Origin of the sequence: Bacillus safensis FO-36b, from assembly GCF_000691165.1 — a bacterium.
GTDB classification, from domain to species: Bacteria; Bacillota; Bacilli; order Bacillales; family Bacillaceae; genus Bacillus; species Bacillus safensis.
The window spans coordinates 16,894-43,486 of record NZ_ASJD01000004.1 but is presented as its reverse complement, the minus strand read 5'-3'; the positions used below and the strand labels follow the sequence as shown (position 1 = coordinate 43,486).

Annotated in this window: 33 protein-coding genes and 1 riboswitch; of the genes, 21 read left to right on the top strand and 12 right to left on the bottom strand. The window is 41.8% G+C overall.

Annotated elements, in window-relative coordinates:
- The first annotated feature begins 150 nt into the window (after positions 1-150).
- Both BA81_RS10680 and pepF read left to right on the top strand, forming a co-directional pair.
- The gene (locus BA81_RS10680; protein ID WP_034282054.1) at positions 151-1,311 is read left to right on the top strand and encodes a competence protein CoiA; all 1,161 of its coding nucleotides are present in this window, start codon (positions 151-153) and stop codon (positions 1,309-1,311) included.
- Between the two features lie 214 nt (positions 1,312-1,525).
- Positions 1,526-3,352, top strand: coding sequence for an oligoendopeptidase F (pepF, locus tag BA81_RS10675; RefSeq protein ID WP_282707040.1), 1,827 nt, complete (start codon positions 1,526-1,528; stop codon positions 3,350-3,352).
- Positions 3,353-3,459: 107 nt separating this feature from the next.
- Here the strand turns inward: pepF and BA81_RS19765 are convergent, their stop codons facing one another.
- The 5 genes from BA81_RS19765 to BA81_RS10650 all read right to left on the bottom strand — a co-directional run bounded on the left by BA81_RS19765 (position 3,460) and on the right by BA81_RS10650 (position 6,878).
- Positions 3,460-3,633 carry a hypothetical protein gene (locus BA81_RS19765; RefSeq protein WP_024425034.1) on the bottom strand — a complete coding sequence of 58 codons (174 nt, stop codon included), beginning with the start codon at positions 3,631-3,633 and terminating at the stop codon, positions 3,460-3,462.
- Between the two features lie 295 nt (positions 3,634-3,928).
- Positions 3,929-4,840 (bottom strand): ClpXP adapter SpxH family protein, encoded by a 912-nt coding sequence (locus BA81_RS10665; RefSeq protein ID WP_024425033.1) that lies wholly within the window; start codon positions 4,838-4,840, stop codon positions 3,929-3,931.
- Positions 4,837-5,235, bottom strand: a complete 399-nt coding sequence (locus BA81_RS10660) for a globin domain-containing protein (protein WP_008355333.1) — start codon at positions 5,233-5,235, stop codon at positions 4,837-4,839. The genes BA81_RS10665 and BA81_RS10660 overlap by 4 nt, the downstream gene beginning before the upstream one ends.
- A gap of 275 nt (positions 5,236-5,510) precedes the next feature.
- Positions 5,511-6,278: a lytic transglycosylase domain-containing protein gene (locus BA81_RS10655; protein ID WP_034282051.1), complete on the bottom strand. Its 768-nt coding sequence runs from the start codon at positions 6,276-6,278 to the stop codon at positions 5,511-5,513.
- A 21-nt stretch (positions 6,279-6,299) separates the two neighbouring features.
- Entirely contained in the window at positions 6,300-6,878 is a 579-nt protein-coding gene (locus BA81_RS10650) for a CYTH domain-containing protein (protein WP_034282049.1), read from the bottom strand.
- Positions 6,879-7,112: 234 nt separating this feature from the next.
- Between BA81_RS10650 and BA81_RS10645 the strand changes: the two genes are divergently transcribed.
- The 4 genes from BA81_RS10645 to BA81_RS10630 all read left to right on the top strand — a co-directional run bounded on the left by BA81_RS10645 (position 7,113) and on the right by BA81_RS10630 (position 9,916).
- Positions 7,113-7,478 carry a UPF0738 family protein gene (locus BA81_RS10645; RefSeq protein WP_034282045.1) on the top strand — a complete coding sequence of 122 codons (366 nt, stop codon included), beginning with the start codon at positions 7,113-7,115 and terminating at the stop codon, positions 7,476-7,478.
- A 33-nt stretch (positions 7,479-7,511) separates the two neighbouring features.
- Entirely contained in the window at positions 7,512-8,141 is a 630-nt protein-coding gene (gene yjbM, locus BA81_RS10640; protein ID WP_034282044.1) for a GTP diphosphokinase, read from the top strand.
- A 63-nt stretch (positions 8,142-8,204) separates the two neighbouring features.
- On the top strand, positions 8,205-9,005 hold the full coding sequence (locus BA81_RS10635) for an NAD kinase (protein WP_003211364.1): 801 nt from the start codon (positions 8,205-8,207) through the stop codon (positions 9,003-9,005).
- 8 nt (positions 9,006-9,013) lie between these two features.
- The gene (locus BA81_RS10630; protein ID WP_034282042.1) at positions 9,014-9,916 is read left to right on the top strand and encodes an RluA family pseudouridine synthase; all 903 of its coding nucleotides are present in this window, start codon (positions 9,014-9,016) and stop codon (positions 9,914-9,916) included.
- Between the two features lie 40 nt (positions 9,917-9,956).
- Here BA81_RS10630 and prpE read toward each other — a convergent pair whose 3' ends face one another.
- Positions 9,957-10,700 carry a bis(5'-nucleosyl)-tetraphosphatase PrpE gene (prpE, locus tag BA81_RS10625; RefSeq protein WP_034282041.1) on the bottom strand — a complete coding sequence of 248 codons (744 nt, stop codon included), beginning with the start codon at positions 10,698-10,700 and terminating at the stop codon, positions 9,957-9,959.
- Positions 10,701-10,862: 162 nt separating this feature from the next.
- Here prpE and BA81_RS10620 point away from each other — a divergent pair, with 162 nt between their 5' ends.
- The 10 genes from BA81_RS10620 (at position 10,863) to BA81_RS10575 (ending at position 19,883) form a co-directional block, all read left to right on the top strand.
- Positions 10,863-12,704 (top strand): monovalent cation:proton antiporter family protein, encoded by a 1,842-nt coding sequence (locus BA81_RS10620; protein WP_034282039.1) that lies wholly within the window; start codon positions 10,863-10,865, stop codon positions 12,702-12,704.
- Between the two features lie 59 nt (positions 12,705-12,763).
- Positions 12,764-12,873, top strand: a riboswitch (TPP riboswitch).
- A 78-nt stretch (positions 12,874-12,951) separates the two neighbouring features.
- Entirely contained in the window at positions 12,952-13,662 is a 711-nt protein-coding gene (gene tenA / locus BA81_RS10615; RefSeq protein WP_034282038.1) for a thiaminase II, read from the top strand.
- A complete protein-coding gene (gene tenI / locus BA81_RS10610; protein ID WP_034282036.1) occupies positions 13,637-14,254 on the top strand; it encodes a thiazole tautomerase TenI in 618 nt (205 codons plus the stop codon). Before tenA ends, tenI begins: the two co-directional genes overlap by 26 nt.
- Positions 14,238-15,350, top strand: coding sequence for a glycine oxidase ThiO (gene thiO, locus BA81_RS10605; RefSeq protein WP_034282034.1), 1,113 nt, complete (start codon positions 14,238-14,240; stop codon positions 15,348-15,350). The genes tenI and thiO overlap by 17 nt, the downstream gene beginning before the upstream one ends.
- On the top strand, positions 15,347-15,550 hold the full coding sequence (gene thiS / locus BA81_RS10600; protein WP_024426466.1) for a sulfur carrier protein ThiS: 204 nt from the start codon (positions 15,347-15,349) through the stop codon (positions 15,548-15,550). The genes thiO and thiS overlap by 4 nt, the downstream gene beginning before the upstream one ends.
- 4 nt (positions 15,551-15,554) lie before the next feature.
- Entirely contained in the window at positions 15,555-16,322 is a 768-nt protein-coding gene (locus BA81_RS10595) for a thiazole synthase (RefSeq protein ID WP_034282033.1), read from the top strand.
- Positions 16,319-17,332 (top strand): thiazole biosynthesis adenylyltransferase ThiF, encoded by a 1,014-nt coding sequence (locus tag BA81_RS10590; RefSeq protein ID WP_034282032.1) that lies wholly within the window; start codon positions 16,319-16,321, stop codon positions 17,330-17,332. The genes BA81_RS10595 and BA81_RS10590 overlap by 4 nt, the downstream gene beginning before the upstream one ends.
- A 16-nt stretch (positions 17,333-17,348) precedes the next feature.
- Positions 17,349-18,155, top strand: coding sequence for a bifunctional hydroxymethylpyrimidine kinase/phosphomethylpyrimidine kinase (gene thiD, locus BA81_RS10585; RefSeq protein ID WP_034282031.1), 807 nt, complete (start codon positions 17,349-17,351; stop codon positions 18,153-18,155).
- 150 nt (positions 18,156-18,305) lie between these two features.
- The gene (gene fabI, locus BA81_RS10580; protein WP_024425017.1) at positions 18,306-19,082 is read left to right on the top strand and encodes an enoyl-ACP reductase FabI; all 777 of its coding nucleotides are present in this window, start codon (positions 18,306-18,308) and stop codon (positions 19,080-19,082) included.
- Between the two features lie 114 nt (positions 19,083-19,196).
- A complete protein-coding gene (locus tag BA81_RS10575; protein WP_034282029.1) occupies positions 19,197-19,883 on the top strand; it encodes a CotO family spore coat protein in 687 nt (228 codons plus the stop codon).
- Between the two features lie 35 nt (positions 19,884-19,918).
- Here BA81_RS10575 and BA81_RS10570 read toward each other — a convergent pair whose 3' ends face one another.
- The 5 genes from BA81_RS10570 to BA81_RS10550 all read right to left on the bottom strand — a co-directional run bounded on the left by BA81_RS10570 (position 19,919) and on the right by BA81_RS10550 (position 22,570).
- Positions 19,919-20,362, bottom strand: a complete 444-nt coding sequence (locus BA81_RS10570; RefSeq protein WP_024426462.1) for a CotY/CotZ family spore coat protein — start codon at positions 20,360-20,362, stop codon at positions 19,919-19,921.
- A gap of 202 nt (positions 20,363-20,564) precedes the next feature.
- Entirely contained in the window at positions 20,565-21,056 is a 492-nt protein-coding gene (locus tag BA81_RS10565; protein WP_003211658.1) for a CotY/CotZ family spore coat protein, read from the bottom strand.
- Between the two features lie 146 nt (positions 21,057-21,202).
- A complete protein-coding gene (locus BA81_RS10560) occupies positions 21,203-21,706 on the bottom strand; it encodes a spore coat protein (protein ID WP_034282028.1) in 504 nt (167 codons plus the stop codon).
- 88 nt (positions 21,707-21,794) lie between these two features.
- Entirely contained in the window at positions 21,795-22,130 is a 336-nt protein-coding gene (locus tag BA81_RS10555) for a hypothetical protein (protein ID WP_034282321.1), read from the bottom strand.
- Between the two features lie 44 nt (positions 22,131-22,174).
- Positions 22,175-22,570: a spore coat protein gene (locus tag BA81_RS10550; RefSeq protein WP_223250954.1), complete on the bottom strand. Its 396-nt coding sequence runs from the start codon at positions 22,568-22,570 to the stop codon at positions 22,175-22,177.
- Between the two features lie 167 nt (positions 22,571-22,737).
- Here BA81_RS10550 and BA81_RS10545 point away from each other — a divergent pair, with 167 nt between their 5' ends.
- The 5 genes from BA81_RS10545 to spoVIF all read left to right on the top strand — a co-directional run bounded on the left by BA81_RS10545 (position 22,738) and on the right by spoVIF (position 24,212).
- Positions 22,738-23,088, top strand: a complete 351-nt coding sequence (locus BA81_RS10545; RefSeq protein WP_024426459.1) for a DUF1360 domain-containing protein — start codon at positions 22,738-22,740, stop codon at positions 23,086-23,088.
- 71 nt (positions 23,089-23,159) lie between these two features.
- A complete protein-coding gene (locus tag BA81_RS20070; protein WP_255290946.1) occupies positions 23,160-23,288 on the top strand; it encodes a hypothetical protein in 129 nt (42 codons plus the stop codon).
- An 87-nt stretch (positions 23,289-23,375) separates the two neighbouring features.
- Complete coding sequence (locus BA81_RS10540) at positions 23,376-23,597, top strand: hypothetical protein (protein ID WP_034282024.1); 222 nt, start codon at positions 23,376-23,378, stop codon at positions 23,595-23,597.
- An 84-nt stretch (positions 23,598-23,681) separates the two neighbouring features.
- Positions 23,682-23,816, top strand: coding sequence for a YjcZ family sporulation protein (locus BA81_RS19250; protein ID WP_034282023.1), 135 nt, complete (start codon positions 23,682-23,684; stop codon positions 23,814-23,816).
- Between the two features lie 138 nt (positions 23,817-23,954).
- Positions 23,955-24,212 carry a sporulation-specific transcription regulator SpoVIF gene (gene spoVIF / locus BA81_RS10530; protein ID WP_034282022.1) on the top strand — a complete coding sequence of 86 codons (258 nt, stop codon included), beginning with the start codon at positions 23,955-23,957 and terminating at the stop codon, positions 24,210-24,212.
- Between the two features lie 16 nt (positions 24,213-24,228).
- Here spoVIF and BA81_RS10525 read toward each other — a convergent pair whose 3' ends face one another.
- Positions 24,229-26,541 (bottom strand): UvrD-helicase domain-containing protein, encoded by a 2,313-nt coding sequence (locus BA81_RS10525; protein ID WP_034282020.1) that lies wholly within the window; start codon positions 26,539-26,541, stop codon positions 24,229-24,231.
- Positions 26,542-26,593: the final 52 nt, after the last annotated feature.

Genomic DNA, 26,593 nt, shown 5'->3' with positions numbered 1-26,593 from the left:
CCCCCTTTTCTATAAGGGGGATTTTTGATTTTACCGAAGAAATGATTATTAAAATTATCTTTTGACACGGTAAAAATTCATTTTGCCTTTTCGCTTCCTTATAGACGAACAAGCTATAATACGGTTATCAAAGAGCGAGGGGCGAACTGAATGAACGCAGCAATTATGGATAACGGTAAGCTTATCCGAATGACACATCATCTATCGAAAAGCCGTCTGGAGCATGTAAGAACGACGTGCAAATTTTATTGTACTGAGTGCAGGGAGGAGGTGCAATTAAAGCTAGGGGAGCATCGTGTCTATCATTTTGCGCATAAACAGCTGACAGCATGTCCGCTAGCTTCAGGCGAAACGGCTTATCATCAGGCGGGAAAGGAAGCCATTATGAATTGGCTGAAGGGGCTTGGACATAAACCGGCGCTGGAAAAGTATATGTCAAATATTCATCAGCGTCCTGATGTGACCGTCTCTATAGGAAATGAAAACTATGCAATTGAATTTCAATGTGCAAATATTTCCCGGCAAGAGCTTCGCAGAAGAACAGCAGGTCTCCGCGAGGCAGGGCTCTTTCCCATATGGATGATAGGGGCAAATCGTTTAAACCGAAAATCTGCCCAGCTTTTTTCTTTCTCCTCCATTCATTGGGGAATTTTAAGGGAATCAGAGGAAAGGCGCTTGATTTTTTTCTGCCCGATCCAGAAAAGGTTCATCCATCTTGATCAATTCCTCGTGTTTCAACCAACGAAAATATGTGCGGCCATGACTGTCAGACCACCTTCAGCATACCGTGATATTCCGGCACTTCTATCTCTGCCTTCCAGCAAGCGTCAAGTAAACCAACAATGGATTAAATGTATACAGCAATTTAGGCAGCGTCCTCCTCGCAGTTTATCAAATGAAAGCAAACGTTTGAGAAATATTTTTTATGAGCATCATCAAACAGCATTCCCTTTTTTGCCAACTGAATTATTTATTCCGGTGCAAGAAGCGTATATCTTTACAAGTCCCGTGTATGTTTGGCAAGGGTGTCTCTATGATTGGATGATGCGGAAAAAAGGAAGCGGAAGAGTGACGATTCAACAGCTGATGATGGAAATCAATCGATGTGTGCAAATGAAAGAAGTGAAACTTCGATATGGCGATGTTTCAAGAGAAGAAATAAAAGAGGTGGTCACTGCATATGTAAATGCGCTTGTAAGACAAGGGTTTTTACATATGACGAAAGAGGGTAATTATGAAGTATCGTCGAATCAAATGCCTATACGAACACTAGATGAAGTGTTAAAACGAGATGCTTTCTTATTTCATTAGCATGTTTCATGACCACTTTGATCATGATAAGAAAAAGGTGGTGCTGCTATTGAATCAAAAGAAACGCTTTTTCCTCATTTTTTTAGTCTGTTTGGTATTTATTTCTGCATATGATTTGACAAATATAGTTCAAAACAAAGAAGATAAATACAACACCAATTTCTTTCACTTTCCGAAAGGTTGGTTTAACACAACTCATGCAAGGGGGATTCATATGACTTCACAAAACAAAAACAATCATTTACCAGACAGAAGCGAAGTAAAAGAAGAAAACAAATGGCGTCTTGAAGATATTTTTGAAAGCGTCGATGCATGGAACAAGGAATTCGAAGCGGTCAAAAAAGAAATTCCGAAGCTGGCCCAGTTTAAAGGAAAGCTGGCCCATTCTGCTGATGTTCTGTATGAAGCCCTCACCTTTCAGGATCAACTTTCTGAAAAGCTTGGCAAGCTTTATACATATGCGCACATGAAATATGATGAAGATACAACGAACTCATCATTTCAGGCGTTAAATGATAAGGCATCGAATCTATTTACACAGCTTTCTAGTACATCTGCTTATATTGTTCCAGAGATTTTATCGATCCAAGAAGATAAATTGCAGCAATTCATACTAGAAAAAGAAGAATTAAAACTGTATTCACATGCTCTCGAAGAAATTAATAAAGAGCGTCCACATATTTTAAGTGAGGAGCAAGAAGCTTTATTAGCTGAGGCATCTGAACCACTTTCATCTTCATCTACTACCTTTAGTATGTTTAACAACGCCGATATTTCGTTCCCTTCTGTAAAGGATGAGAATGGAGAGGAAAAGAAAATTACCCACGGCAACTTCATCACATTTCTAAATAGTGATGATCGTGAAGTGAGAAAGAATGCCTTTAAAGCTGTGTATAAAACGTATGATCAGTATAAGAATACACTTGCTTCTACACTGAGCGGTTCGATTAAAAAGGATAATTTTTATGCAAAAGTGCGAAATTACAAATCCGCAAGAGAAGCAGCATTATCACGAAACAGCATCCCGGAAGAAGTTTATGACAATCTAATTGATACAGTTCATCAATATTTACCGTTATTACACCGCTATATTGAATTACGTAAAAAGGTATTAAAGCTTGATGAAGTGCACAATTACGACTTGTATACACCACTTGTGAAAGATGCTGGCATGAAGCTCACCTATGATGAAGCAAAGGATTATATGCTGAAAGGGTTAGCGCCATTAGGAGAAGAATATGTGTCCGTGTTAAAAGAAGGACTCGACAATCGCTGGGTAGACGTTTATGAGAATAAAGGGAAACGAAGCGGTGCTTATTCATCTGGGAGCTATGGTACAAATCCATATATCCTCATGAACTGGCAAAATAATATTGATAATTTGTTTACACTCGCTCACGAATTTGGGCATTCTGTACACAGTTACTATACAAGAAAGCACCAGCCATATCCGTATGGAAACTATAGTATCTTTGTAGCTGAAGTGGCTTCCACTACAAATGAAGCGTTACTAGGCGAATACCTGCTCAATCATTTAGACGATAAAAAGCAGCGTTTGTATGTGTTAAACCACTTGTTAGAAGGATTTAGAGGAACGGTATTTAGACAAACGATGTTTGCTGAGTTTGAGCATCTTATTCATGTGAAAGCACAAGAAGGAGAGGCTTTAACGCCAGAATTTATGACAAACCTTTATTACGACCTGAACAAGAAGTACTTTGGTGACGGCATGGTGGTTGATAAGGAAATTGGATTAGAGTGGACGAGAATCCCTCATTTTTATTACAACTATTATGTGTATCAATACGCGACAGGCTATAGTGCGGCGCAGGCATTAAGCAAGCAAATCTTACAAGAAGGAAAACCAGCGGTAGAGCGCTACACCGATTTCCTTAAAGCAGGAAGCTCTGATTATCCAATCAATGTGCTGAAAAAAGCAGGGGTTGATATGGCTTCTAAAGAACCAATCGAAGCAGCATGTCAATTGTTCGAAGAAAAACTAAAAGAAATGGAAGAGCTCATCTCCAAAACAGGTGAGTAATGAAAAGACTTCTGTCAGACGTGTGAGTGCTATCTCATCTTTTGACAGGAGTTTTTTTCTCATAAAAAAAGACCTCTTCAGATATCGAGGCCGTTCCATGTCAATCATCAACCTTTAAAACCTCTAAAGGTCTTACGGTGATTCATTCGATAAAGCGTAAAAAGAATCGAAGCAAATAAGAGTGGTGACGTCAAATAAAGAGGAAGCATCTTCATTAAGCCTAATATATTTAAAAAGAAACATAAGCCAATGGCAACAAGTCCAATAGTTGTGCTGCGCATGCAGATCCCCCCATTTTTTTGTTACTTTTACTATATGAAAGTGACAACCCTCTTATGTTTTGTGACAAAAATATGAACATATAGTATATCTGTTGTCATAAGTCGACAAAATTTGATATACTACAGATGTGAAATTAATCACATACAAACATTACCCCTTTGTTTGACCGTGAAAAATTTCTCCCATCCCCTTTGTTGTCGTTAAGACATAGTGAAACCGCGCTTATCCCGGCGCGGTTTCTTCGTATTTATAAACAGAACGAATGTTCCTGGTGAAGGTAAAGAAAAACATGGGTCAGCACCCATGTTCATTTTCACAGCGATAGACATCAAGATCTGTATGGTGGTCATTCTCTTTATAGCGCCAAAACATTTCTTGCTGCACTTGTACACGTTCTACCTTTTGAGCGAAAGCCAGCTTCTTCATTTCTCGTTCAACTTCTTCAAGCGTCAGGTCATAGACAACGGCTATCTCTTTTGCGGAAGCAAATTGAAAGTAAGCAATAAACCATTCAATTGGAGGCCGTTCTGATGGTGTTGGTTTTTCACCAATCATTTCAAAAAGGATTTCCTCGTATATATCATAAGAGTAGGCACCTGAAATTTTTAATCCTTCATCTCCATTTACGGTATTAAAAAAGGCGAAGGTCGGAAGCTCAGATACGTCCATTTCAGCTGCAATTTTCATATCACATTGCAGTGCTTTCACAGCACTTTGAGAATGAATGTCGCGCTGGAATTCCTCGATGTCCAGACCAGCACTTTTTGCATTTTCTATCAGTACCTGCTCACTTGTGACATCTTGCTGATGGCAAAAAAGTGATTCTTGAATAAGACGCAAAAATTTCATTCCGCATTTTCTGCCTTGAAGCTCCGCTGCTTTTAGTGCCAGTGAGGCGAGGTAGGGTGATGTCACAATTTGTTCAGACAGCATTTGTTCTTTTTTGGTCTGCGTTTTAGTGGCAAATTTCCCCCATGCTTCAGTCAGTAAATGTTTCTTTCTTTTCCGATTCAAAGCATTAATACTAGAACTTGTTACCGTTCGTAAAGTGAAAAAACGGCCATATTTCATTTTCAACTTTTTGATGGATGGCTCTAATAACCAGCAGTCTGGGCTTAGAGGATCAATGAATACATAGATTTCAATCGGCTTTTGAGGATGTCCGTGACAGTGTGAGAAATATTGATCGTGCGTATTGCAGCTCAAGATCGTCCATCCTTTTCAGGTGTTTGGTTGACCATATGACGAGCCGTCAGAGAAAGCCGTTCAAATAAAAAGTCACGAATATCGCCGGTTAATCCTACTTGATCCATTGCATCCTCCATGCATTCAAGCCATGCGTCAGCCCGCTCCTCAGTAATCGGAAAAGGGAGATGTCTCGCTCGCAGCATTGGGTGGCCATGCTCTTCTGTATAAAGCGGTGGTCCGCCTAAATATTGCGTTAAAAACTGTTTTTGTTTTCTTGCTGTTTCTTTTAAGTCATCCGGGAAAATAGGATGAAGCAAAGGATGACACTTTACATTTTCATAAAAAGTATCAACAAGTTGCGATAGAAGTTCCTCTCCAACCGCTTCGTAAGGTGCGTTAAACGATTGTACCATGTTGACTACTCCTTTTACTCGTAGTTAATAGGATGACTCACCCTATTGCGCATTTCATTTATTTCAAAAGTGATATTCAGTTTGTTCTATTTTATTGTTTCTATTCTTGTACTTATTTTAACAACCTCATCTCAATTCCACAAACAAACCGCTTTGGTCTGCTCAAAATAAAGAGAGAATCGGATTCTGTGATCAATTGACCATATCATAACACATTCAGTCAAAAAAGGGGGAAAAGCGACATACAAAAAACCGAAGAGGTTATTCTCTTCGGTTTAAGCGAAATATTGAGCTGTGATTTTCTTGACATAATTTTGTGTTTCTTTAAATGGAGGAATGCCCCCGTATTTATCTACATTTCCTGAGCCTGCATTATAGGCAGCTAAGGCGAGTGAGATATTTCCGTTATATTTATTGAGCATTTGTTTTAAATACTTCGTTCCGCCTTCAATGTTTTGGGACGCATCAAAGGCATTGTTGACGCCAAGTGATTTAGCAGTAGATGGCATGAGCTGCATGAGTCCAAGCGCACCTGCATGGCTGACAGCATTTGTGCGGTAGCCGGATTCCTGCTTGATGACCGCGTGAATCAGCTTTTCGGGAACGCCATGCTTTTGAGCCATTTGTGACACGATTTGATTAATCTCTTTTGATGATGAGCTACTTGAGACAGCCTTTTGAAGCGGCGGCGTGTAGCTGTTGTTTAAGACATTTCCAATGCCATTCGCTGTATTTAATTGATTGTCATTTGCATATAAAGATTGGGCCTCAAGCTGATCACTGCCGGAAGTGGCAGATAAATATGGGTTTGTACGCGCATATTGCGTGTTTGGAGCCGTTGATGGATCCGTGCCCAAAAAAGCTGAGATGGAAAGCGGGAGACGTGATAATTCTGATCCGCCTAAAAAATCTTGCAGCAGCGACTGAAATGAAGCTTGGGCATTCGATTCTTGACCCCCAGACATTTGCGTTTGTGCTGGATCTGTCTGTAACGTTTTAAGCGCTTGAAGCTGCATAAAGGATTGAAGTTGATTAACGTTCATCATGTTCCTCCTTCAAGGAATTCATCTATTCTGTGTTTTCATTTTTTCTTCATAAAAACGAACGACTTTGTTTTTTGTGTTTCGTACTGGAATATGAAATTTGCGGAGCAATGCGGAGAAAGCGGCTTGTCCGATTTCCAGGTCGCTCACTTCAAATTCAAGTTCATAGTCCTCTACTGTTAAATATCGGCTGTGATCCAAAACAATTAAGCCTTCTTGGATCATTTTTTCTGCTCTTGACGTTTCAAGTGAACCAAAGTACACAATTTGATCCTTTTGAATGTTCAGGTGGTCTAATCTGTCTGCAACTTCACCTTCTGGCAGCTTAAAATCGTCAAGTTGAGAAGGGGGAGCAATCGTTTGGTGGGTTTCGAGCAAGCCTATTTCATGTGGTTCCTTTAATGTGAGCACCCATTGACCGTTTTTTTCTCTCATTCTTAATGCAGCCAATTGAGATTTTATATCAAATTGAGGTGTATCAAAATAATAGTTGGTTTGCGTATGGAAATCCGCATCCTTCAATTGAAAATGCTGTTTCAGCTGTTCAAATTCTTCTTTCATTAATAATTGCTTTAGTTCGATTTCAATTTCCTGTGCCATTTGACATCAACCTTTCATTAGAGGAAATATGATTATTGTACATGAAGTGTGTTCAACATGTAAAAGACTGTTTTTTTCTCTCTATTTTCTTTAGGTATGGACCAAAATGAATGAAGAATCTTGAGAAAGGATCATTTAAAAGAGAAAAACAGGATTTTCTCAAAAAGTTCGGTTTATCAATATTGAACTTGATATGATAAAATAAAGCTGTACTTTGTTGTAAAGGAGATCATGATGCAAAACAGAATTGAAATCACAGAAGCAACTTTAAAAGAAGACAGGCTGATTTTGACAATCCAGTCAGAAGAGCAAATCCAAAAAGCAAAAGCATCAGGACAAATGCTTGTTGATTCTGATCACTTTGCGTTCGTTTACATACTTGAAACCGAGGAGTCCTTTTCGTATCTTATTTTAGGGGAACATACATGGGCTCCATTAAAAGAAGCAATGAATCGTGACATCCCTGTCTATTTGGCATCAGATGAACATTCACTGGAACTCATTCAGCTTCAACAGGAATTACATTATTTAATCGACAATATTAAAGACAATGCCAATTACGGAGATATGGAAGAGAAAGTGAAAAGCACATTCCTCTGAAATAATTAGGTATATGGAATTGGGGGAAGTTTCATGGACAAAAAACAATGGGATCAATTCCTCGCACCGTATAAACAAGCAGTCGAAGAACTAAAAGTGAAACTAAAAGGCATTCGAAAGCTGTATGAATTCGAGGATGACCATTCACCAGTAGAATTTGTCACAGGCCGAGTGAAACCCGTTGCCAGCATATTAGAAAAGGCAAAGCGTAAAAACATCCCGATGCATGAGATTGAAACGATGCAGGATATTGCTGGGCTTCGCATTATGTGCCAGTTTGTAGAAGATATACAAGTCGTGAAAAAAATGCTCCAGTCACGTAAAGATTTTGTGGTTGTAGATAAACGCGACTATATTGCAGAACATAAAGAAAGCGGATACCGCTCTTACCACCTTGTTGTGCTATATCCGCTGCAAACCGTAAGCGGAGAGAAACAGCTCCTCGTCGAAATCCAAATTCGTACGCTTGCGATGAACTTTTGGGCGACCATTGAGCATTCTCTGAATTATAAATATAGCGGGAACATCCCGGAGAAGGTCAAGCTGCGCCTTCAAAGAGCATCTGAGGCAGCATCTCGTCTCGATGAAGAAATGTCCGAAATTAGAGAGGAAATTCAAGAAGCACAAGTGGCATTTTCCCGGAAAAAGAAAAACGACAGCTGAGCCAGTTTGATCAAATATGATGCTGCCCTCTCATAGCAGCAAGGTGAAAAAGGAGAAGAATTCATGAAATTTGCAGTTTCTTCAAAAGGGAATTCTGTATCTGACACGCTCAAAAGTAAAATTCAGACTTACTTATTGGATTTTGGTATGGAACTAAATGAAGAGGAACCGGATCTTGTCATTACGGTTGGTGGAGACGGCACCCTTCTTTATGCGTTTCACCGTTATAGCGACCGTCTAAATGAAACGGCTTTTGTCGGTGTTCATACAGGTCATCTTGGCTTTTATGCTGACTGGGTGCCGAGTGAAATTGAAAAACTCGTCTTAGCCATTGCGAAAACGCCTTATCATATTGTGGAATATCCGATCTTAGAAGTCATTGTCAGATACAACGACGGCGGCAGAGAAGAGAAATATTTAGCCATGAATGAATGTACAATTAAAAGCATGGAAGGGACACTTGTGGCAGATGTTGAAATCAGAGGCCAGCTGTTTGAAACATTTAGAGGTGACGGTCTTTGTCTGTCTACACCATCTGGCAGTACGGCCTATAATAAGGCACTGGGTGGCGCCATTATTCACCCTTCCATTAGAGCCATTCAGCTGGCAGAAATGGCTTCAATCAACAACCGAGTGTTTCGGACGGTCGGTTCACCGCTTATTTTGCCTGACCACCATACTTGTGTGATTAAGCCGAGGAATGATGTGGATTTTCAGGTGACCATTGATCATTTAACACTGCTTCATAAAGACGTCAAATCCATTCAATGCCGGGTGGCAGACGAGAATGTCCGTTTTGCCAGATTTAGACCGTTTCCGTTTTGGAAAAGGGTGCAAGATTCCTTTATCGGAAAAGGAGAATAAGAAAGAGGTTGTTCCCGCTGGAATACTTTACGTTAAACAAAACCATAACAGCCAAAGAAGAAGGGCTGCTTTTAAAGGAATATTTAATTGATCTTGGCATTTCGAAAAGAATGCTGACAGATATTAAGTTTGCTGGCGGTGACCTCCTTATTAATGGAGAGCATGTTACCGTGAAGTGCGAGCTGCATGAAGGGGACAGGCTCACCATTTTATTTCCCGAGGAAAAAGTGAGTGAAGGACTAAAGCCTGCACCGATTCCGCTTGATATTATATTTGAGGACGAGCATGTCCTTGTGCTGAATAAAAGGCCGTATATTCCTTCAATCCCTTCTCGGGAGCACCCTGAGCACAGTATTGCGAATGGATTGCTGCATCATTATGCCAAGCAGTCTGTTCGGCATACGGTTCATTTGGTGAACCGTCTTGATCGTGACACATCTGGCGTCATGCTTGTGGCGAAGCATCGCTTTGCCCATAGCCTTTTATCAAAGGCGCAAAAAAGTGGAGAGGTTAAGCGAACATACAGAGCGTTTACACATGGCATGATCACAGAAAAACATGGAACGATCGCTGCAAAAATTGCCCGAAAAGGGGATAGTATCATCGAGCGGATGGTTGATGATACTGGGCAGAACGCAGTGACGCATTATTCCGTGCGAGCGGTAATCGCTGAGTTGAACATGTCGGATGTGTCTCTCTCGCTTGAAACCGGGAGAACACATCAAATTCGTGTTCATATGCAATTTCTTGGGCATCCGCTCATCGGAGATACGCTGTATGGCGGAACGACCGAGCGGATAGACCGGCAGGCATTGCATAGTGAAACCCTTGTATTTCCTCATCCGATGACAGGTGAGCAAATGACATTTTCAGCCCCGCTTCCTGATGATATGAAATCATTGCTTTTTTAAATAGAGAAACCCGGTCACCTGCAGCGCAGGGCCGGGTTTTTTATGATGTGAAATGCTGAAACCTTGAATCGTCATAAGGCATAGATGAAGGAACAGAGACTGTTTTAAGCTCAGGGTATGTGAGGGCAGACAGCTGGTTGCCAAATACGCAGCCTGTGTCAATATTGACGGTTCTGCCAACGAACCGAGGTTCTTTTACTGGTGTATGGCCATACACAATCCACGGTTTTCCGTGATACTCCTTTGCCCAGTCCTTCCGAACAGGCCGTCCATCTGGCCATGTTTCTCCAGTGACGGCACCAAATAATAGATAGGACCGCATCTGTTTATTCGGCTTTTTTCCAATATCCTTTTCCTTCATCGCTGCGTGTGCAATGATCAGCTCATCAGGAATGAGTACATCATAAAGCGGAGCCTTCTCGAATAACTGCTTAAATTCATGTGACAATTTGTTTTGTTCGTGAATTGGCAGTTTTTTTATTTCGTTCACTGTGGTTTCGATGCCATGAAGCAATTTGACGGGATTTCCTTTTAAATAGCGGTAAAGCTTAAAGCAATGGTTGCCAGGTACATAGCGGATTGCGCCGTGTGAATAGGCATGAATGACAAATCGCATGACGTCTACTGACTGAGGTCCACGATCTGTTAGATCACCAACAAGGGCCAGCGTTCTCTTATCAGGATGGACGGGTAATCCATGTTTGAGTTCGTATCCTAGTTTGTGTATGAGGGTAAGCAGCTCTTCGTAGCAGCCGTGGATATCGCCAATAATATCGAATTTCATAAGGTTTCCTCCTGATTTTTTTCATCCATTCGTCGGATATAAAGAAGTTTGAATTTTAGAAAATATAACGAATGGCTTTCATTTCATTTGGGCAATTGTTAGAATCAATGCTTTAACGTAAGACTTAAAAAATTAAACATGAATGTTAGGAGGCTTTAGCCAATGGAGCATACATCTGTTTCATCACTCGTTGTCGTTATCATTGTCGCCTTTTTCACCCCTATTTTATTGCACCGATTTAAGCTGACCATTCCGGTCGTTGTAGCTGAAATCATCATGGGGCTCATCATTGGGAAAAGCGGTCTTCAACTGGTTGTCGAACATGATGCGTGGTTAGATACATTATCCATGCTCGGTTTTATTTTTCTGATGTTTTTAAGTGGGCTTGAAATAGATTTTTCTTCTTTTGAGTCAAAGAAGAAAGCACGAGAACTTCCAAATGGTTTAAAAGAACCAAATACATTTAAAGCTGCCACCATTATTTTTCTTGGGGTATTTTGTATTTCTTTTATTCTGTCCTATGCGTTTGTACTCGCAGGGTTTATCCAAAATGCCTTTTTAATGACGCTCATTATCTCTACTATCTCATTAGGCGTAGTGGTTCCAACTTTAAAAGAGGAAAAGTTGATGCAGACGAATATCGGTCAAATCATTCTGCTTGTAGCTGTCATTGCCGATTTGGTCACGATGATTTTGCTTGCTGTGTTTTCCTCCATTTATGGAGATGGAACAGGGAACATGTGGCTCCTGCTCTTATTATTTGCTGCAGGCATTCTTCTTTATTTATTTGGCCGCGTATTTAAGACAAAGTCAATTTTTCAGTCGATGTCTAAAGGGACCGTGCAAATTGGGACAAGGGCAATCTTTACTCTCATTATAGTCTTAGTTGCCTTATCTGAATCACTCGGGGCTGAAAATATTCTAGGGGCGTTTTTAGCTGGCGTGCTTGTGTCCCTTCTTTCACCAAATAAAGAGCTCGTTCAGCAGCTGGACTCATTTGGCTATGGATTTTTAATCCCGATCTTTTTTGTGATGGTCGGAGTAGATCTGAATATATGGGCACTGTTTAAGGACCCAAACATCATGATCATGATTCCGCTGCTGTTTATTGCGCTGCTTATGAGTAAGCTCATCCCGATTCTTTATTTGAAAAAATGGTATGACATGAAAAAGGTCATTGGCTCCGGCTTTTTATTAACTTCAACGCTATCTCTCGTCATTGCAGCTGCGACGATTGGTGAGCGGCTCGGTGTCATTGATCATAAAATGTCAGGGGCGCTGATTTTAGTTGCTGTGCTAACGAGTATTTTAACACCTGTTTGGTTTAAAGCGCTGTTTAAAAAAGAACAAGCGGCAATCCATAAGAAGCGTGTGACCTTTATTGGAGCAAATCAGCTGACCTTACCTGTCACACTTGACTTACATCAGGATGAATATGACATTCGGATTTTGCATGTTTTTCAAGAAAATAAAGAAGCACTGCTGGCAGACTCTATCTTTGAAGTCGAATCAATTGAACAATACGACGATGAGACGCTGAGAAAGGCAGGCGTCGGCCAAGAGGATGTCCTAGTCGTCGCAACAGGCAGTGAGACGAAAAATAAGGAAATTGCTTTATTTGCAAAAGAAGAAGGTTCAAAACAAGTCATTGCAAGTGTCAACAAAGCAGAGGCAGAGCTGACATTGAAGGAAGCGGGCATTGATACGTTTTCTACTTTCCTGTCATCTAAAACGGTGCTAAGAGCTTTGATTGAAGCACCTGATGCGATTCGATTGCTAACAAATGAGGATTCTTCTTTGTATCAAATTCAAATGAACAATCATCGTTATCATAATGTCATGCTGAGAGAATTTCCTTTCACCGGTGATTTGGTATTTGTCCGCATTTTTAGAGGGATAGACAGCTTAGTACCGCATGGAGATACGACACTCAGAAGCGGCGACCGTGTGCTTGTATCGGGCTCTCGGGAATATGTGGCAGGACTAAGAGCCCAATTAGAATGACAATGAACCCTTGACCAATGAACAATTCCTGATTAAGATAGAGGTACAACATCATATATTTGATCCACTAGGGGAGTCCTTTAAAAGGGCTGAGATAAAAGTGTTCACTTTTAGACCCTCATTACCTGAACAGGTTCATACCTGCGTAGGGAAGTGGTGCGGTTTTTGACTATGCTTTTTACAAATTCCAAGCCACTTTCCACGCGGAAAGTGGCTTTTTTATATGGAAAAACAGGAGGAGAGAAAAATGACGTTTTCAACAGAATGTAAAGAGGCTGCAGCAGCATGGTGGAATGGAAGCTTTACACATCCTTTTGTCAAAGGGATTGGAGATGGCACACTTTCACTCGATCGTTTCACCTATTACGTGATGCAGGATTCGTATTATTTAACTCATTTTGCAAAGGTGCAGGCATATGGAGCGGCGATTAGTGAGGACTTACATACGACGGGCAGAATGGCGTATCATGCTCAGGGGACGTATGAAGCAGAGCTGTCGCTGCATAGGAAATTTACAGAGCTTCTGCAGATTTCTGATGAAGCCATTGAGAACTTTAAGCCTTCCCCCACTGCTTATGCGTATACCTCTCATATGTACCGATCTGTAAAAAGCGGACGGTTTGAAGAGATTTTAGCCGCGTTATTACCATGTTACTCGCTCTATTATGAGGTAGGTGAAAAGCTGAAACAAACAACACCTGACCATCCGATTTATCAAGAATGGATTTTGACATATGGAGGCGATTGGTTTAAGGAACTTGTCTTCGAACAGGTGAACCGCTTTGATGAACTCGCGGAAAAAGCACCAGAACATGTACGGGCAAATATGAAAGAAAATTTTGTGATTTCAAGCTATTATGAATATCACTTCTGGGAGATGGCGTATCAAAAAGAAATGTGGCAAACAGCATGCTTAGATGGGGTTGGTGCAAATGGAACTCCACGCAGTGACAAATGATTCCCTTCCTGCGGATGAACTGATCAAACAAATAAAAGCCATTGCGTCTGAAGTGGATTTTATTCATATTCGGGAACGGTCTAAAACAGCAAGTGAGCTTGTTGATCTCGTGAAGAATCTCCTTTTAGAAGGTGTGCCGAAAGAAAAGCTCGTCATCAATGACCGAGTAGACGTTGCACTGCTTACCAATATTCACAGGGTGCATCTCCCGGGTCACAGCTTTTCGCCAAAAGAACTGCGAAAAAAATTTCCTCACCTTCATGCGGGAGTATCTGTCCATTCGATAGAAGAAGCGAAAGCAGCAGAGAAAAATGGAGCAGAGTATGTCATGTTTGGGCACATATATGCCACCTCTTGTAAACCAGGACTTCAGGCAAGAGGTGTACATCTTGTGAAAGAACTGACTTCTGCACTAACGATTCCAGTGGTGGCCATCGGCGGGGTGACCCCAGAACGAGTTCCAGAATTGAAACAAGCAAATGTGAAAGGAATTGCTGTCATGTCTGGGATTTTTGCTCATCATCAGCCGCGTATGATGGCACAAGCATTTTCTGAAAAGGTAAAGGAGAATCCTTATGAAAAAGCATTATGACGTTGCAATCATTGGTGGTGGAATCATAGGGGTCTCCATCGCCTATCACCTTGCAAAAGCAGGAAAACAGGTGGTCTTATTTGAAGCGAATGAGATAGGGAAGCAAACGACAAGTGCGGCTGCCGGGATGCTCGGTGCACATGCTGAAGGAGAGGGTCATGAGGATGTTTTCTTTCAGGCAGGCAGAGCAAGCCAGGCATTGTACGAAAAATTAAAAGTCGATCTTCTTCATGAATCAGGCATTGATATTCGAACTTCAGCGGGCGGTATCATGAAGGTCGCCTTTACAGAAGAAGAGAAACAAGCCCTTTGCCAGATGCAGCATTTGTCTACATTTAAATGGCTTGACGCAAGCAGCGTAAAAAAATGCATGCCTCAAGTTACAGATCACATGCTGGGAGCAGGTTTGATTGAAGAGGATGTGCATGTGGAACCTTACGCTGTATGCAGGGCTTTATGGCAGGCGGCTGTCCGGTACGGGGCAGATGTGAAAGAGTGTACACCTGTGATCGAAGTGAAGCGGGACAAAGAAGCGTTAACTGTCAGAACAACGAAGGGCACATTCACATGTGATGACCTGACAGTCGCAAGTGGTGTATGGTCTGGCCGTTTTTTTGAAGAACTCGGATTATCTCATTCTCTTTATCCAGTAAAAGGGGAATGTGTGTCTGTATGGAATAATGGTCCGGCGCTCGCACACACCATTTATCATGATCATTGTTATATCGTTCAGCGAGATAGCGGAAAGCTTGTTATCGGCGCAACAATGAAGCCAAACGAGTGGCAGGCTGTTCCAACGCTTGGCGGCATGGAAGCTGTGATTCAAAAGGCGTCTCAGCTTATGCCTTCTATTAAGGAGATGCCGATTGAAGAGTGCTGGGCAGGCCTTCGTCCGGCGACAAACGATCGGCATCCTTATATCGGAAGACATCCAGAAGACAAGCGTATTCTTTTTGCTGCAGGGCATTACAGGAACGGTATTTTACTAGCGCCGATTACTGGAGAAATCATTCGTGACCTGATATTAGACGAACCGGTCAAAGAGGAATGGCTTCATGCGTTTCGTATTGGACGAAAGGAGGCACTATTCGTATGAAGATTCAATTGAATGGCAGAATCGTTGATTTCGATCAAGAGAATGGAACGATCTATGATCTGCTATCAGCCTATCAGCTTGAAAACCGTGTGGTGATCGTTGAAAAGAACCATGAAATCATTGATAAAGAAGCGTTTCAACAAGTAGAAATTCAACCAAATGACACGATTGAAATCGTTCATTTCGTAGGAGGAGGATGATCCAATGCTGCACATTGGCGGAAAAACATTCACATCAAGACTATTACTAGGAACAGGAAAGTACCCATCATTTGAGGTTCAAAAAGAAGCGGTGAACGTATCGGAAGCCGAAATTTTAACCTTTGCCGTCAGAAGAATGAACATATTCGAAGCATCTCAGCCTAATTTTTTGGAGCAGCTTGATTTATCAAGATATACGCTGCTTCCCAATACAGCTGGTGCAAGTACAGCAGAAGAGGCAGTGCGTATTGCCCGTTTAGCAAAGGCTTCTGGGCTTTGTGACATGATCAAGGTAGAAGTCATTGGCTGTTCAAGGTCTCTTCTGCCAGATCCAGTTGAAACATTAAAAGCATCTGAAATGCTGCTCGAAGAAGGATTTATCGTGCTGCCATATACATCTGATGATGTGGTGCTGGCAAGAAAATTAGAAGAACTCGGTGTCCATGCCATCATGCCTGGTGCTTCACCGATTGGTTCAGGCCAAGGTCTGTTAAACCCTCTGAACCTCTCATTTATAATCGAGCAGGCGAAGGTGCCGGTCATTATTGATGCTGGCGTAGGTTCTCCGAAGGATGCAGCTTATGCGATGGAGCTTGGAGCTGACGCTGTATTACTAAATACCGCTGTCTCTGGTGCAAAGGATCCTGTGAAAATGGCAAAAGCAATGAAACTCGCGATTGAATCAGGAAGACTAGGCTATGAGGCAGGACGTATTCCGCTAAAAAACTATGGGACAGCGAGCAGTCCACAGGAAGGAATGCCGTCATTTTGAGCACTCGTTATTCACGCCAGGAGCTTTTTCAGCCAATCGGAACAGAGGGTCAAAAGAGGCTAAATGACTCAAAGGCGGTCATTATTGGAGCGGGGGCACTTGGAACCGCAAGTGCTGAAATGCTCGTTCGTGCCGGCGTTGGATCTGTTACCATTTTGGACCGAGATTATATTGAATGGAGCAACCTTCAGCGTCAGCAGCTTTACACGGAGCAAGACGTGAAGGATCGGCTGCCAAAAGCTGTGGCGGCTGAAAAAAGACTCAAGCAAGTAAACAGTGACGTGCACATCAAAGGAATCGTGATCGATGTGACTGCTCACAATATTGACGAACTTGTCAGTGAGGCTTCAATCATTGTCGATGCAGCGGATAATTTTGAGGTGAGAATGATCGCAAATGATGCCGCTGTCAAACATCAAATTCCGTTCCTTTATGGGGCCTGTGTAGCAAGTTACGGCATTCAATTCACTGTGATCCCTGGTGAGACGCCGTGTTTACACTGTCTGCTTGAACATTTACCCGCACAAGGCATGACATGTGATACAGCAGGTATCATTAGTCCAGTTGTGCAGCAGGTGGCCGCATATCAAGTGGCAGATGCACTTAAATATTTAACAGGACATCAAGTGACGCCAATATTAAAATCCTTCGATTTATGGAAAAATGAAAGGTCTGACATTCGGTCGGCCGTGTCTTTAAAGAAGAAGCAATGTCCAAGCTGTGGACTGAAGACGTATCCATTTCTTTCATATGACAAGAGAGCGAGGGCGGATGTACTATGCGGCCGCAATACGGTACAAATCCGCAGTGCAGCAGAAACACCGCCGCCTTTACATGAAGTAGCTCTTCGGTTAAAGAGGGCAGGAATGGATGTGCTTGAGAATCCATATTTGCTTTCGTGTCAAAAGGATGAGTTTAAGCTTGTCTTATTTAAAGATGGCAGAGCGCTTGTTCATGGTACGAATGATATTGCCAAAGCAAGAACCATTTATCATCAATGGATTGGCTAATGAGAGGTGTGAAGAAATGACGATCAAAAAAGCATTCACAATCGCGGGTTCTGATTCTGGCGGCGGAGCAGGTATTCAGGCAGATTTGAAAACTTTTCAGGAGCTCGGTGTGTACGGAATGTCTGCGATCACAGCAATTACTGCGCAAAACACACTAGGTGTTCACGGGATATACCCGCTTTCAATTGAGGCGTTAGAGCGTCAAATAGATGCAGTGGCAGAAGACTTACCGCCAGATGCCGTCAAAACAGGGATGCTGTGGAGTGCAGACATGATTAAAATCGTAGCTGAAAAAACGGTTCAATATGAAATGAAGCTGATTGTAGATCCAGTCATGATCGCAAAAGGAGGGGCCTCTTTATTAAATGAAGATGCGGTCTCTGCGATGAAAACACACTTGCTGCCTGTCAGCTATGCTGTAACACCGAATCTTCCTGAGGCAGAAGTACTAACAGGCATACGTATTCAGACGAAAGAGGACCGCTATGTGGCAGCGGAGCGTCTTTATGAGCTTGGCACGAAACATGTCGTGATCAAAGGCGGCCATGGTCCATCTGATGGGATGATTTCAGACCTGCTGTATGATGGAAAAGGCTTTATTGAAGTCACAAATGAACATATTGATACACCGCATACACATGGTACAGGCTGCACGTTTGCAGCAGCATTAACAGCTGAAATTGCGAAAGGATATTCGATGAAGGAAGCCTTTGAAACAGCAGAAACCTTTGTCCATGAAGCCATTAAATTCCCTTTACGTATTGGATCTGGACATGGGCCTACGAACCACTTTGCTTATCAGCAAAACAGAATCAAACGATAACCGAATCGAACCGTCTTCACTTGTGAGGGCGGTTTTTTCGTGAAAATGAAACTTTCTTTCAGCGGAAATTGTCATTCTCTTATGATCTGTGATAATATTATGATCAGGTACTAATACTATGTCTTGAAAAAATAGGAGGCTTTATTACATATGAACTTTTCTTTAGAAGGCCGTAATATCGTGGTGATGGGTGTTGCCAATAAACGAAGCATCGCTTGGGGAATTGCCCGCTCACTTCATGAAGCTGGAGCTCGTTTGATTTTTACTTATGTTGGAGATCGTCTTGCTGAATCGGTAAAAGAGCTGGCAAGCACACTTGAGCGTGATGATTCAATTATTCTTCCATGTGACGTGACAAGTGACGAAGAAATCGAAAAATGTTTCGCTGCAATTAAAGAAAAAGTACAAGTCATTCATGGCGTTGCACATGCCATTGCATTTGCAAACAAGGAAGAGCTTGTTGGCGAATACTTGAACACGAACCGTGAAGGTTTCCTTTTGGCGCACAATATTAGTGCATACTCATTAACTGCTGTAGCAAAAGCAGCACGTCCATTAATGACAGAGGGTGGAAGCATTGTGACGCTTACATACCTAGGCGGAGAGCGTGTTGTATCAAACTACAACGTAATGGGTGTAGCGAAAGCATCACTTGAAGCAAGTGTGAAATATTTAGCAGCTGATTTAGGCGCAGAAGGCATCCGCGTGAACAGTATTTCTGCTGGTCCAATTCGTACGTTATCTGCAAAAGGCATCAGCGGCTTTAATACCATTCTGAAGGATATTGAAGAGCGTGCACCGCTCCGCCGTACAACAACTCCTGAAGAAGTTGGCGATACAGCTCTATTCTTATTCAGTGATCTATCTCGCGGCATGACAGGTGAGAATCTGCATGTTGATTCTGGCTTCCATATCATTGCCCGCTAAACGAATACAAGACTTGCAGCATACCGATGAAGGGTATGCTGTTTTTTTATTTTTCTTCTGATTTGAGGCCTCCGTTCATATATATAAGGAATGAATCATTCGGGAGGGATTAGTATGTCAAATAAAGGTGATGAGAATCAAAAGCCGCTGATGTATATTGTTCAGCCGAGCTATCAAGAATCAAAGCCGGCCATGCAAAATATTGTGAGAAAGCGAAAGAAATCAGAAAAACAGCCAGAAAGTGAGCCCAATACAAAAGATGTGATCAAAGAAAGCAAGCAGGAGGAACCTGCAGCTCAAGAAATAGAGCATAAAAAAGAAGCCGAGCCGCCTAAACTTCAACATGAACGAGAAATAACACAAGAAGCTGAGTTTACAGAAGAACAAGAGATCCCACAAGAAGCAGGGCCTGCACAGGAACAAGAGGCTACACAAGAAGCCGAGCCTGCGCAGGAACAAGAGATCACACAAGAACCAGAGATCATACAAAAGCGAGAGCCTCAAGAAGAAGAGGGAAACCAGCCAGAAGGTGTCTTTCATGAAACAAAAGAAGAACCAAGAAGAAAACGAGTGAAAAAGCCTTTAAGTCAGATGAGTATTGATGAAAAAGTCGATTTTCTCACAAGACTGCCTCATAATATGCCAAGGGCTCTTTGTCTGATTGAAGCTGATGGTAAAACATATCGAGGGATCATCATGGATCGAAAAGATGATACTGTGATCATTCGTACAGCAGGCGGGGGAAATCCAGTCGAATTAGCGATTGCTGAGATTTCTTCCATCCACCCGCTAGGTTTTTAACTAATAAAAAAAGTCCCATTTAGGGACTTTTTTTGTTAGCAGTTACGATTGATGAGTCTTGGGTTTAGGCACTCGATTGCGCAGAAGCAGTCAAGGTCTACTTCAACACAATACTTCGATTTTTCTAATCGGAACACATCACATAGGGAATCTTTATCTGTAAAATCTAAAATATGACGGTCTTTGTCAAATGCGATAAGCAAGCTGAGTGTTGCACAGTGATCACAGATATGTTCGACTCTGAAAAATGCAGTACTGAAGCAAGGGCCTGCATCTACTTCTCCGACGTTTCCGAATGCGACGAATGGTTTTGATTTGGATGTAAAGAGAACAAACGGGACAGTGTCACCTAATGAATGTGATGGAGAAAGGAGATTGCTGTAACAGCTGGTCGGGCAATCTTCTTTGACAGCATTTTGCAAGTCGCTAATGTTTTCAACAGCCTCTGTTACACAGCTCCATGAATGATTGCGGCTCATATTCAACCCTCCTATACTAGGAAATTTGTTTGAGTGTTTGAGCACTGTCATCATCTTCAAGCTATCTTTGCCGGCTCGTGCATCTAATTTAACCAATGCGGAAGCAGCCGCTTCTTATGCTGACTGCTCCGCATGATTGGCTGTCATTCGTGAGGAAGGGGATGCTTTGATTCATGACAAGTTAGATGAGCGGCCTGTTGATTTAGCCGTGGTGATGATGCTTTTTATCTTTTGATGGCATGACTCTGTCGACAAGCTCTGGGTTTAAGCATTGGATTGCGCAGAAGCAGTTTAGATCAACCTCAATACAAAAGTCCGTTTTTTCTAGACCAAAGAAGTCAGGGTCACAAGGGTGACATACGCTTAGCGTATGTCCGTGTACATCAACAGGTCTTAATACAGATAACGTAGCACAGCAGTCGTGTAATTTTTCAACCCGGAAGAAAATAGATTCGAAGCATTGGCAATCGTCAACGAATCCTCCGATGTTTCCGAAAGTAGAGAACAACCCGCCCTTTTTATCAAAAAGTAAAAACGGAATCGTATCTTTTCCAGAAACTGTTGGGCTTAATAAATTACTGTAGCAGCTCGTAGGACATTTATCTTCTACAGCTTCCTGCTCTGCTAAAATCTTATCAACCGCATCGCATACACAGTTTTCATCATGTCGGCCATGGTGTTTTCCGCAGCTCATGGATTTCAGCTCCTTTAACAAGGTATTTGACTTTAGTCCTTAACAACATATGTATGCGCCCTCTAGTTGGTGTGGGTAAATGACCATTTATATTTGATGTATTTTGATAAAAGGAAAAGCAGAGCTTTTCGCTCTGCTTTTGTACATTAGAGGATACCGATTGCAACGATTGTCGCAACAAGTGTTTGAGTAAGTGTTTGGATTGCGATAGAGATGTCCGCATCGATTGTAGATACTGTAACGTTTCTTGAATTTTCGATGACAAGTTTTTGGCGGTTTGTTTGTTTGTGAGTAGCGGCTTGTAAAAGATCCTGCGTAACGCGGTCTGCCAAATCACCGTCAGCGATTGAGATATTTGTAATAGTGATGATCGCTGTTTGAATCGCTACTTGGATAGATGCTGCAACCTGTGCATCAACAGAAGAGACGTTAATGTCACAAGAGTCTCTGACGATAATGACTTCTTCAGATGTCTGCTTTGTGAAACTTACTTGATCCAAGTCTTGTAAGACATCTTCATCATCATAATAGTCGTCACAAAGTGCTTTTCTTTCATAGTTGCAATCGTCGTGGTGTCTGTGGTGTCCGTGGTGTCCGTGGTGTGTACAGTTACGATCTAGAGCGACCCAAGAATATGGTTTAGAATCCATTTCTATTCCTCCTTCCGTTTACTTTATTAAATGCTGGAATGCGTGGTTTTGTCTCGGGCATTTACCCTAGCAGGCAACCCATTTTTATTTAATCGTTATTACGCTGCGCATCACGGCGTTGCTGAATACGATTTCGAAGTGAATTTCGTTTTGGACGTACTTTTGGTTCAGGCTCTACTTGTTCCGGCTGTTTTGCTGCCTCAGCCTGCCTTTTTTTCTCCTGCTGCTGTTCTACGAAATCATTTGCTTTCTTTTGCAAGTCCTCCACTAATTTCAAAATCATTCTTCTTTGATCATCTGAGATATTTGCTTTCTGATCATCAGTAATATTGTTTTTGTTTAACACATCACTTACAAGAAGACTTGTTAATGGATCAATATCAGTATTGATTTGAAACTCCTTTTTTTCGTTCTCTTCAGCCACGATGATTTCACCTCTTTCATACGTCATGTTAGAAAAAGAAAGGGTCAAAGAATGCCGGCTTCAACTAAGAGTACATTCAATGTTTGAGTGAGAATTTGGACGGAGTTCATAATGGATGCATCTGATAATGTAATCGTAATGTTATGGCAGTTGATGATTTGAATCACAGTTTTCTTTTGGACTGTCACTTGTTGTGTGGATAAAAGCTGATCTGTGATGTCGGCAGCCACTTCATCGTCTGGTACAAGAATTTGGATTAAAAGAGTAATGATTGTCGTTACGGTCGCTTGAAGGGAGAGTGCAGCTGTTACATCTGTTTTATGAATTGTGACATTTTCGGAATCTTTGATCTCAATGAAATCATCATAATTGCTGATTAATTCGTTTAACAGTTGTGTATATAATATTTCAGCACTTTCTTCAATAGACAATACTTTCACTCCTTTCTTATCTATACATTATTTAATGCAGTAAGGACGCAAGGTGGAATCGGAAAGTGTGAAAAAGTACAACCCAATTTTATTTCCGCTCGATTCATCATGACGATCTTTTTTCTTGCATATATAAAGAAAGGACGGAAAAAGAAGAAAGAAGGAGGTGGAGGCTTCTGAGCGGTGCTTTGTCATTTGTCGTGTTTGCCCTCGCATCCTTTAGACTGACGAGACTGATTGTGTTTGATACCATTACGGCCCCTTTCCGCCGTCTATTTCATGAAGAACAGGAAGAGGTAAACGAACAAGGTGAGGTCGAAACATATATCATCATTAAAGGGGAAGGACTGCGGTCTTGGGTTGGAGAACTGTTAAGCTGTTATTGGTGTACTGGCATATGGTGCACTGCTGCCTTACTTCTGATATACATACTTTTTCCTGTCATCAGCATGTGGCTTAATTTACTATTAGCGATTGCCGCAGCAGCAGGCATCATTGAAGCGGTCGTCTCAAAGCTTGTGAAATAAACAGGCATTCTGATCAGACACGCTTTCAACAAATGCATATACTATCATGGAATAGGAAAGGAAGGGTTGCGATGAAACCAAACGAAACGCCGTCACATACGCTTCAAGGTTATCCAGCGCAGTCAAATCAACAATCTGTATATACGAAGAAAATCAAGAAAACAGGATGCGGCTGTGGAAACAAAAAGAAACCTCAATAGAAGAGAAAAACAAAAGCCGGATTTATCCGGTTTTTTTGTTGCCCTTTTTTTGAGTGATGCATATGTAAGAGGGAAGGGGTGACCAGAATGGATGCATTCGAACAATTAATTGGTTCCTTGTTCACTAAACCCCATGATGGGAAAGAACAAGCGCACGAGAAGGCTGAAATGGATCTAACGGATAAAGCGAATGATCTTGAGGAGCACTTAAAAGAATTTGGCGTGAAGATGGAGGCTTTTGCGAAAGAAACAGAAGCATTCATGATGCGTCATAGAGAGGCAGATTACGTATTTAAACAGCAGAAATAAAAATTCCGCACTTTTTTATGTGATCGTCCAAACCATTTCTTTCATTTTTCATACTTTGTAAGGGAGAAGAGGAGGTGCTTATATATGAGTTGTTACGGTGGCGGTTCTTGCGGCGGCTACGGAGGTGGCTACGGCGGCGGATATGGATCAACATTTGTTCTTGTCGTTGTGCTTTTCATCCTTCTAATTATCGTTGGTGCTTCTTTCTTTAACTACTAAAAAGTAAGAAGGTGAGGGAAGCAAGGGGGAAGCCTTTTGCTTTCCTTTCTCTTTGATCAAACAAGGCTTTAGGATAGGCACATATCTCGCCTATTTTCATATAGTAAGGTGATTACTCCACAAAGAGGAGGCAAATGAATGGATAATAAATTCTTTAAAAGCGTAGAAAACAAAACCGGTGTGAATATGAATGATGTGTTTAAACTTGCAGGTTCTTTGCAAAATGCCAACTTTAAAGATGAGAATACCGTTCGAGGTGTCATTAAAAAAGTAGCGCAGCTTGCGAACAAACGTGTACCTAAAGAAATGGAAGACAAAATCGTTCAATCGATTACAAGTGGAAAAGAAAAGCTTGATTTCAATACAATCTCTAAAATGATGAACAACAAAAAATAAACAACAGGCTCTCCGTTTAAAGGGGGGCCTGTTGTTTTTGCGTAAATAATTCACGGTTTTTCTTTAGAAGAGGATATAAAAAGCGAGAACGATGAGCCGTTTTTCCTCGTCTAAATGATGGAACAGACAGATAAAGAGATTGTTCAGCTCTTGTCATGGCCACGTATAATAAACGGCGTTCTTCTTCCAGCGCTTCTTCATCACCGTTTCTGAGTTCATCCAGTGAGAAATCATGGGGCAGTGCCCCGTCGACCACACAAGTGATGTATACTGTCTGGAACTCAAGTCCCTTTGCGCGATGGATCGTCATGAGCTGAACACCGGGTTCATCTGTTTTTTCCTTTTCGGCAGACTTCATATGTTCGGCATGTGCGAGAAAGGCTTCAATCGTTTCAAAGCGTTTGGCGGCTGTTTTCACATCACGTACATCATCCGCTCCTTTTTCAAGTACATTCGTATCGTTCACCCGTTTTTTTAAGTAATCCCCGAGTCCCATCTTTTGTTCAATAAATGTCACTGCGTCCGATGGCTTTAACGTCCGTAACGTTCGGAACAAAGGAACAATTGATTGCAGCTTTTTCCGCTGAAACGGCTGTATATCTGTCAGTTTTCCGAGCGCTTCTACCATTGAGCAATCTTCTGTGATGGTCAGTGCCTTTAGTGTATTCAGGGTTTGCTGCTTTAAAAAGAAAACCGGCAGCAGCTGTTTTATGGCGGCCACATCATCTGCATCCTGACTTAAAGAAAGAAAGGCGAGGAGAACCCGAACCATTCGTCTGCTGTAGAAGGCTTTGACGCCGGCATCCGTTTCATACGGAATGGCCGATTGATGCAGCCGTTCATAAATCGCACGGCCGCCTGTGTTCGTTCGAAACAGCACGCAGAAGTCATTCGGCTTTGCACCGTTTTTAATTTTCTCCTGAATATCTGCGACAATCATCGTCGCTTCCTCTTCTTCATCATATGGATAAAAAAGCGTCGGAGGAATTTTCTCCTCGCGCACGGCTTTTAACGTCTTCTCATAGCGATGCTGATTTTTCTTAATAATCGCATCAGCACTTGCGACAATCGTATGGTGAGACCGGTAATTCGCATGTAAATGGACGATCTGAGCAGAAGGATAGTCCTGTTTGAATTCAAGAATGAAAGCAGGATTGCTCCCTCTAAAGGCGTAAATGGCTTGATCATCATCCCCTACACAAAATAACTGCTCTGATTCTCCGGCTAAAAGCTGAATCAATTGATATTGTACTGGATTAATATCCTGAAATTCATCCACTAAAATATACTGGAATCGTTCTTGATACCGTTTTAGCAGTTCGGGCTGTTCTGTCAGCATATGTAAGCAGGCAATCGCCATATCATCAAAGTCAAATTGCTGATTGTCTCGTTTTTGCTGTTCATATGATTGATAGATCGTCCACATATGTTTTTCCTTTTCATCCTTCAAATCAGGAAGTTCACCTGGTAAAAAGGCATTTTTCCAATAGCCGATCGATTGCAGTACTTGATCAGTAGGGTAGTCTTTTTCATCAAGCCCTTCATTCATTATGGCTTTTCGAATGTATTGCTCCTTTTGCCAGTCAAACTTGATCAGATGCTGGCCGTTCCATTTGCTTGCGTCATCGTGAAGCAGCATTTTATAAAAAAGACTGTGGAAGGTGCCTGTCACTACTTGGCTGGCTTGTGAAGGATGAAGCTGATATTGCTTACGCAGCCTTTCTTTCATCTCATTGCTCGCTTTTGTGGTGAAAGTCACGAGTAAAATATGGTGAGCAGGAATATGATGATGGGACATGAGATAAGCCGCTCTAGCCGTCAGGACTCTTGTTTTCCCGCTGCCGGCACCAGCCAGCACAAGCATCGGACCATCTTGATGTGTGACAGCTTGAAGCTGTGGTGTGCTGAAGGTGATATGCGGAAAGAGGTCGATCGTATGAACTTGTTCATTCTCTTCTAAATGTAAGGCGTCGCTAAATTGAATTGACCTAGGTTCCTGCCAGTCATATGATTCGTTCGTTTGCGAGATGATCTGTTTCCCGGTTGGAAAACGGAAGCCGCCAAGCTCTTTGTAGGAAGCTCTTTCCTCTTGTTCTGCCGTTTTATTGTGATCTGCTTGTTCTTCAGCTTTTTCACAAATCTCTTGCTGAGACATGTGCTTATGAATAAAGGCAGGTTCATCATGTATATTTAATCTAAAAAAGACCGGTTGTCCGCAATATGGGCAGAATAATTGTCCTTTTTTTCCCTCGTCATGGAGGAATTGATAGTGTTCTCTCGAATACGTATGTAATGAGATCGTTCGATCATGTCGTCGTGCGCATTTCAAAGCTAGTCCTCCAATAGTCAATCAATCTTAAAATGAAACACATCTAATCATA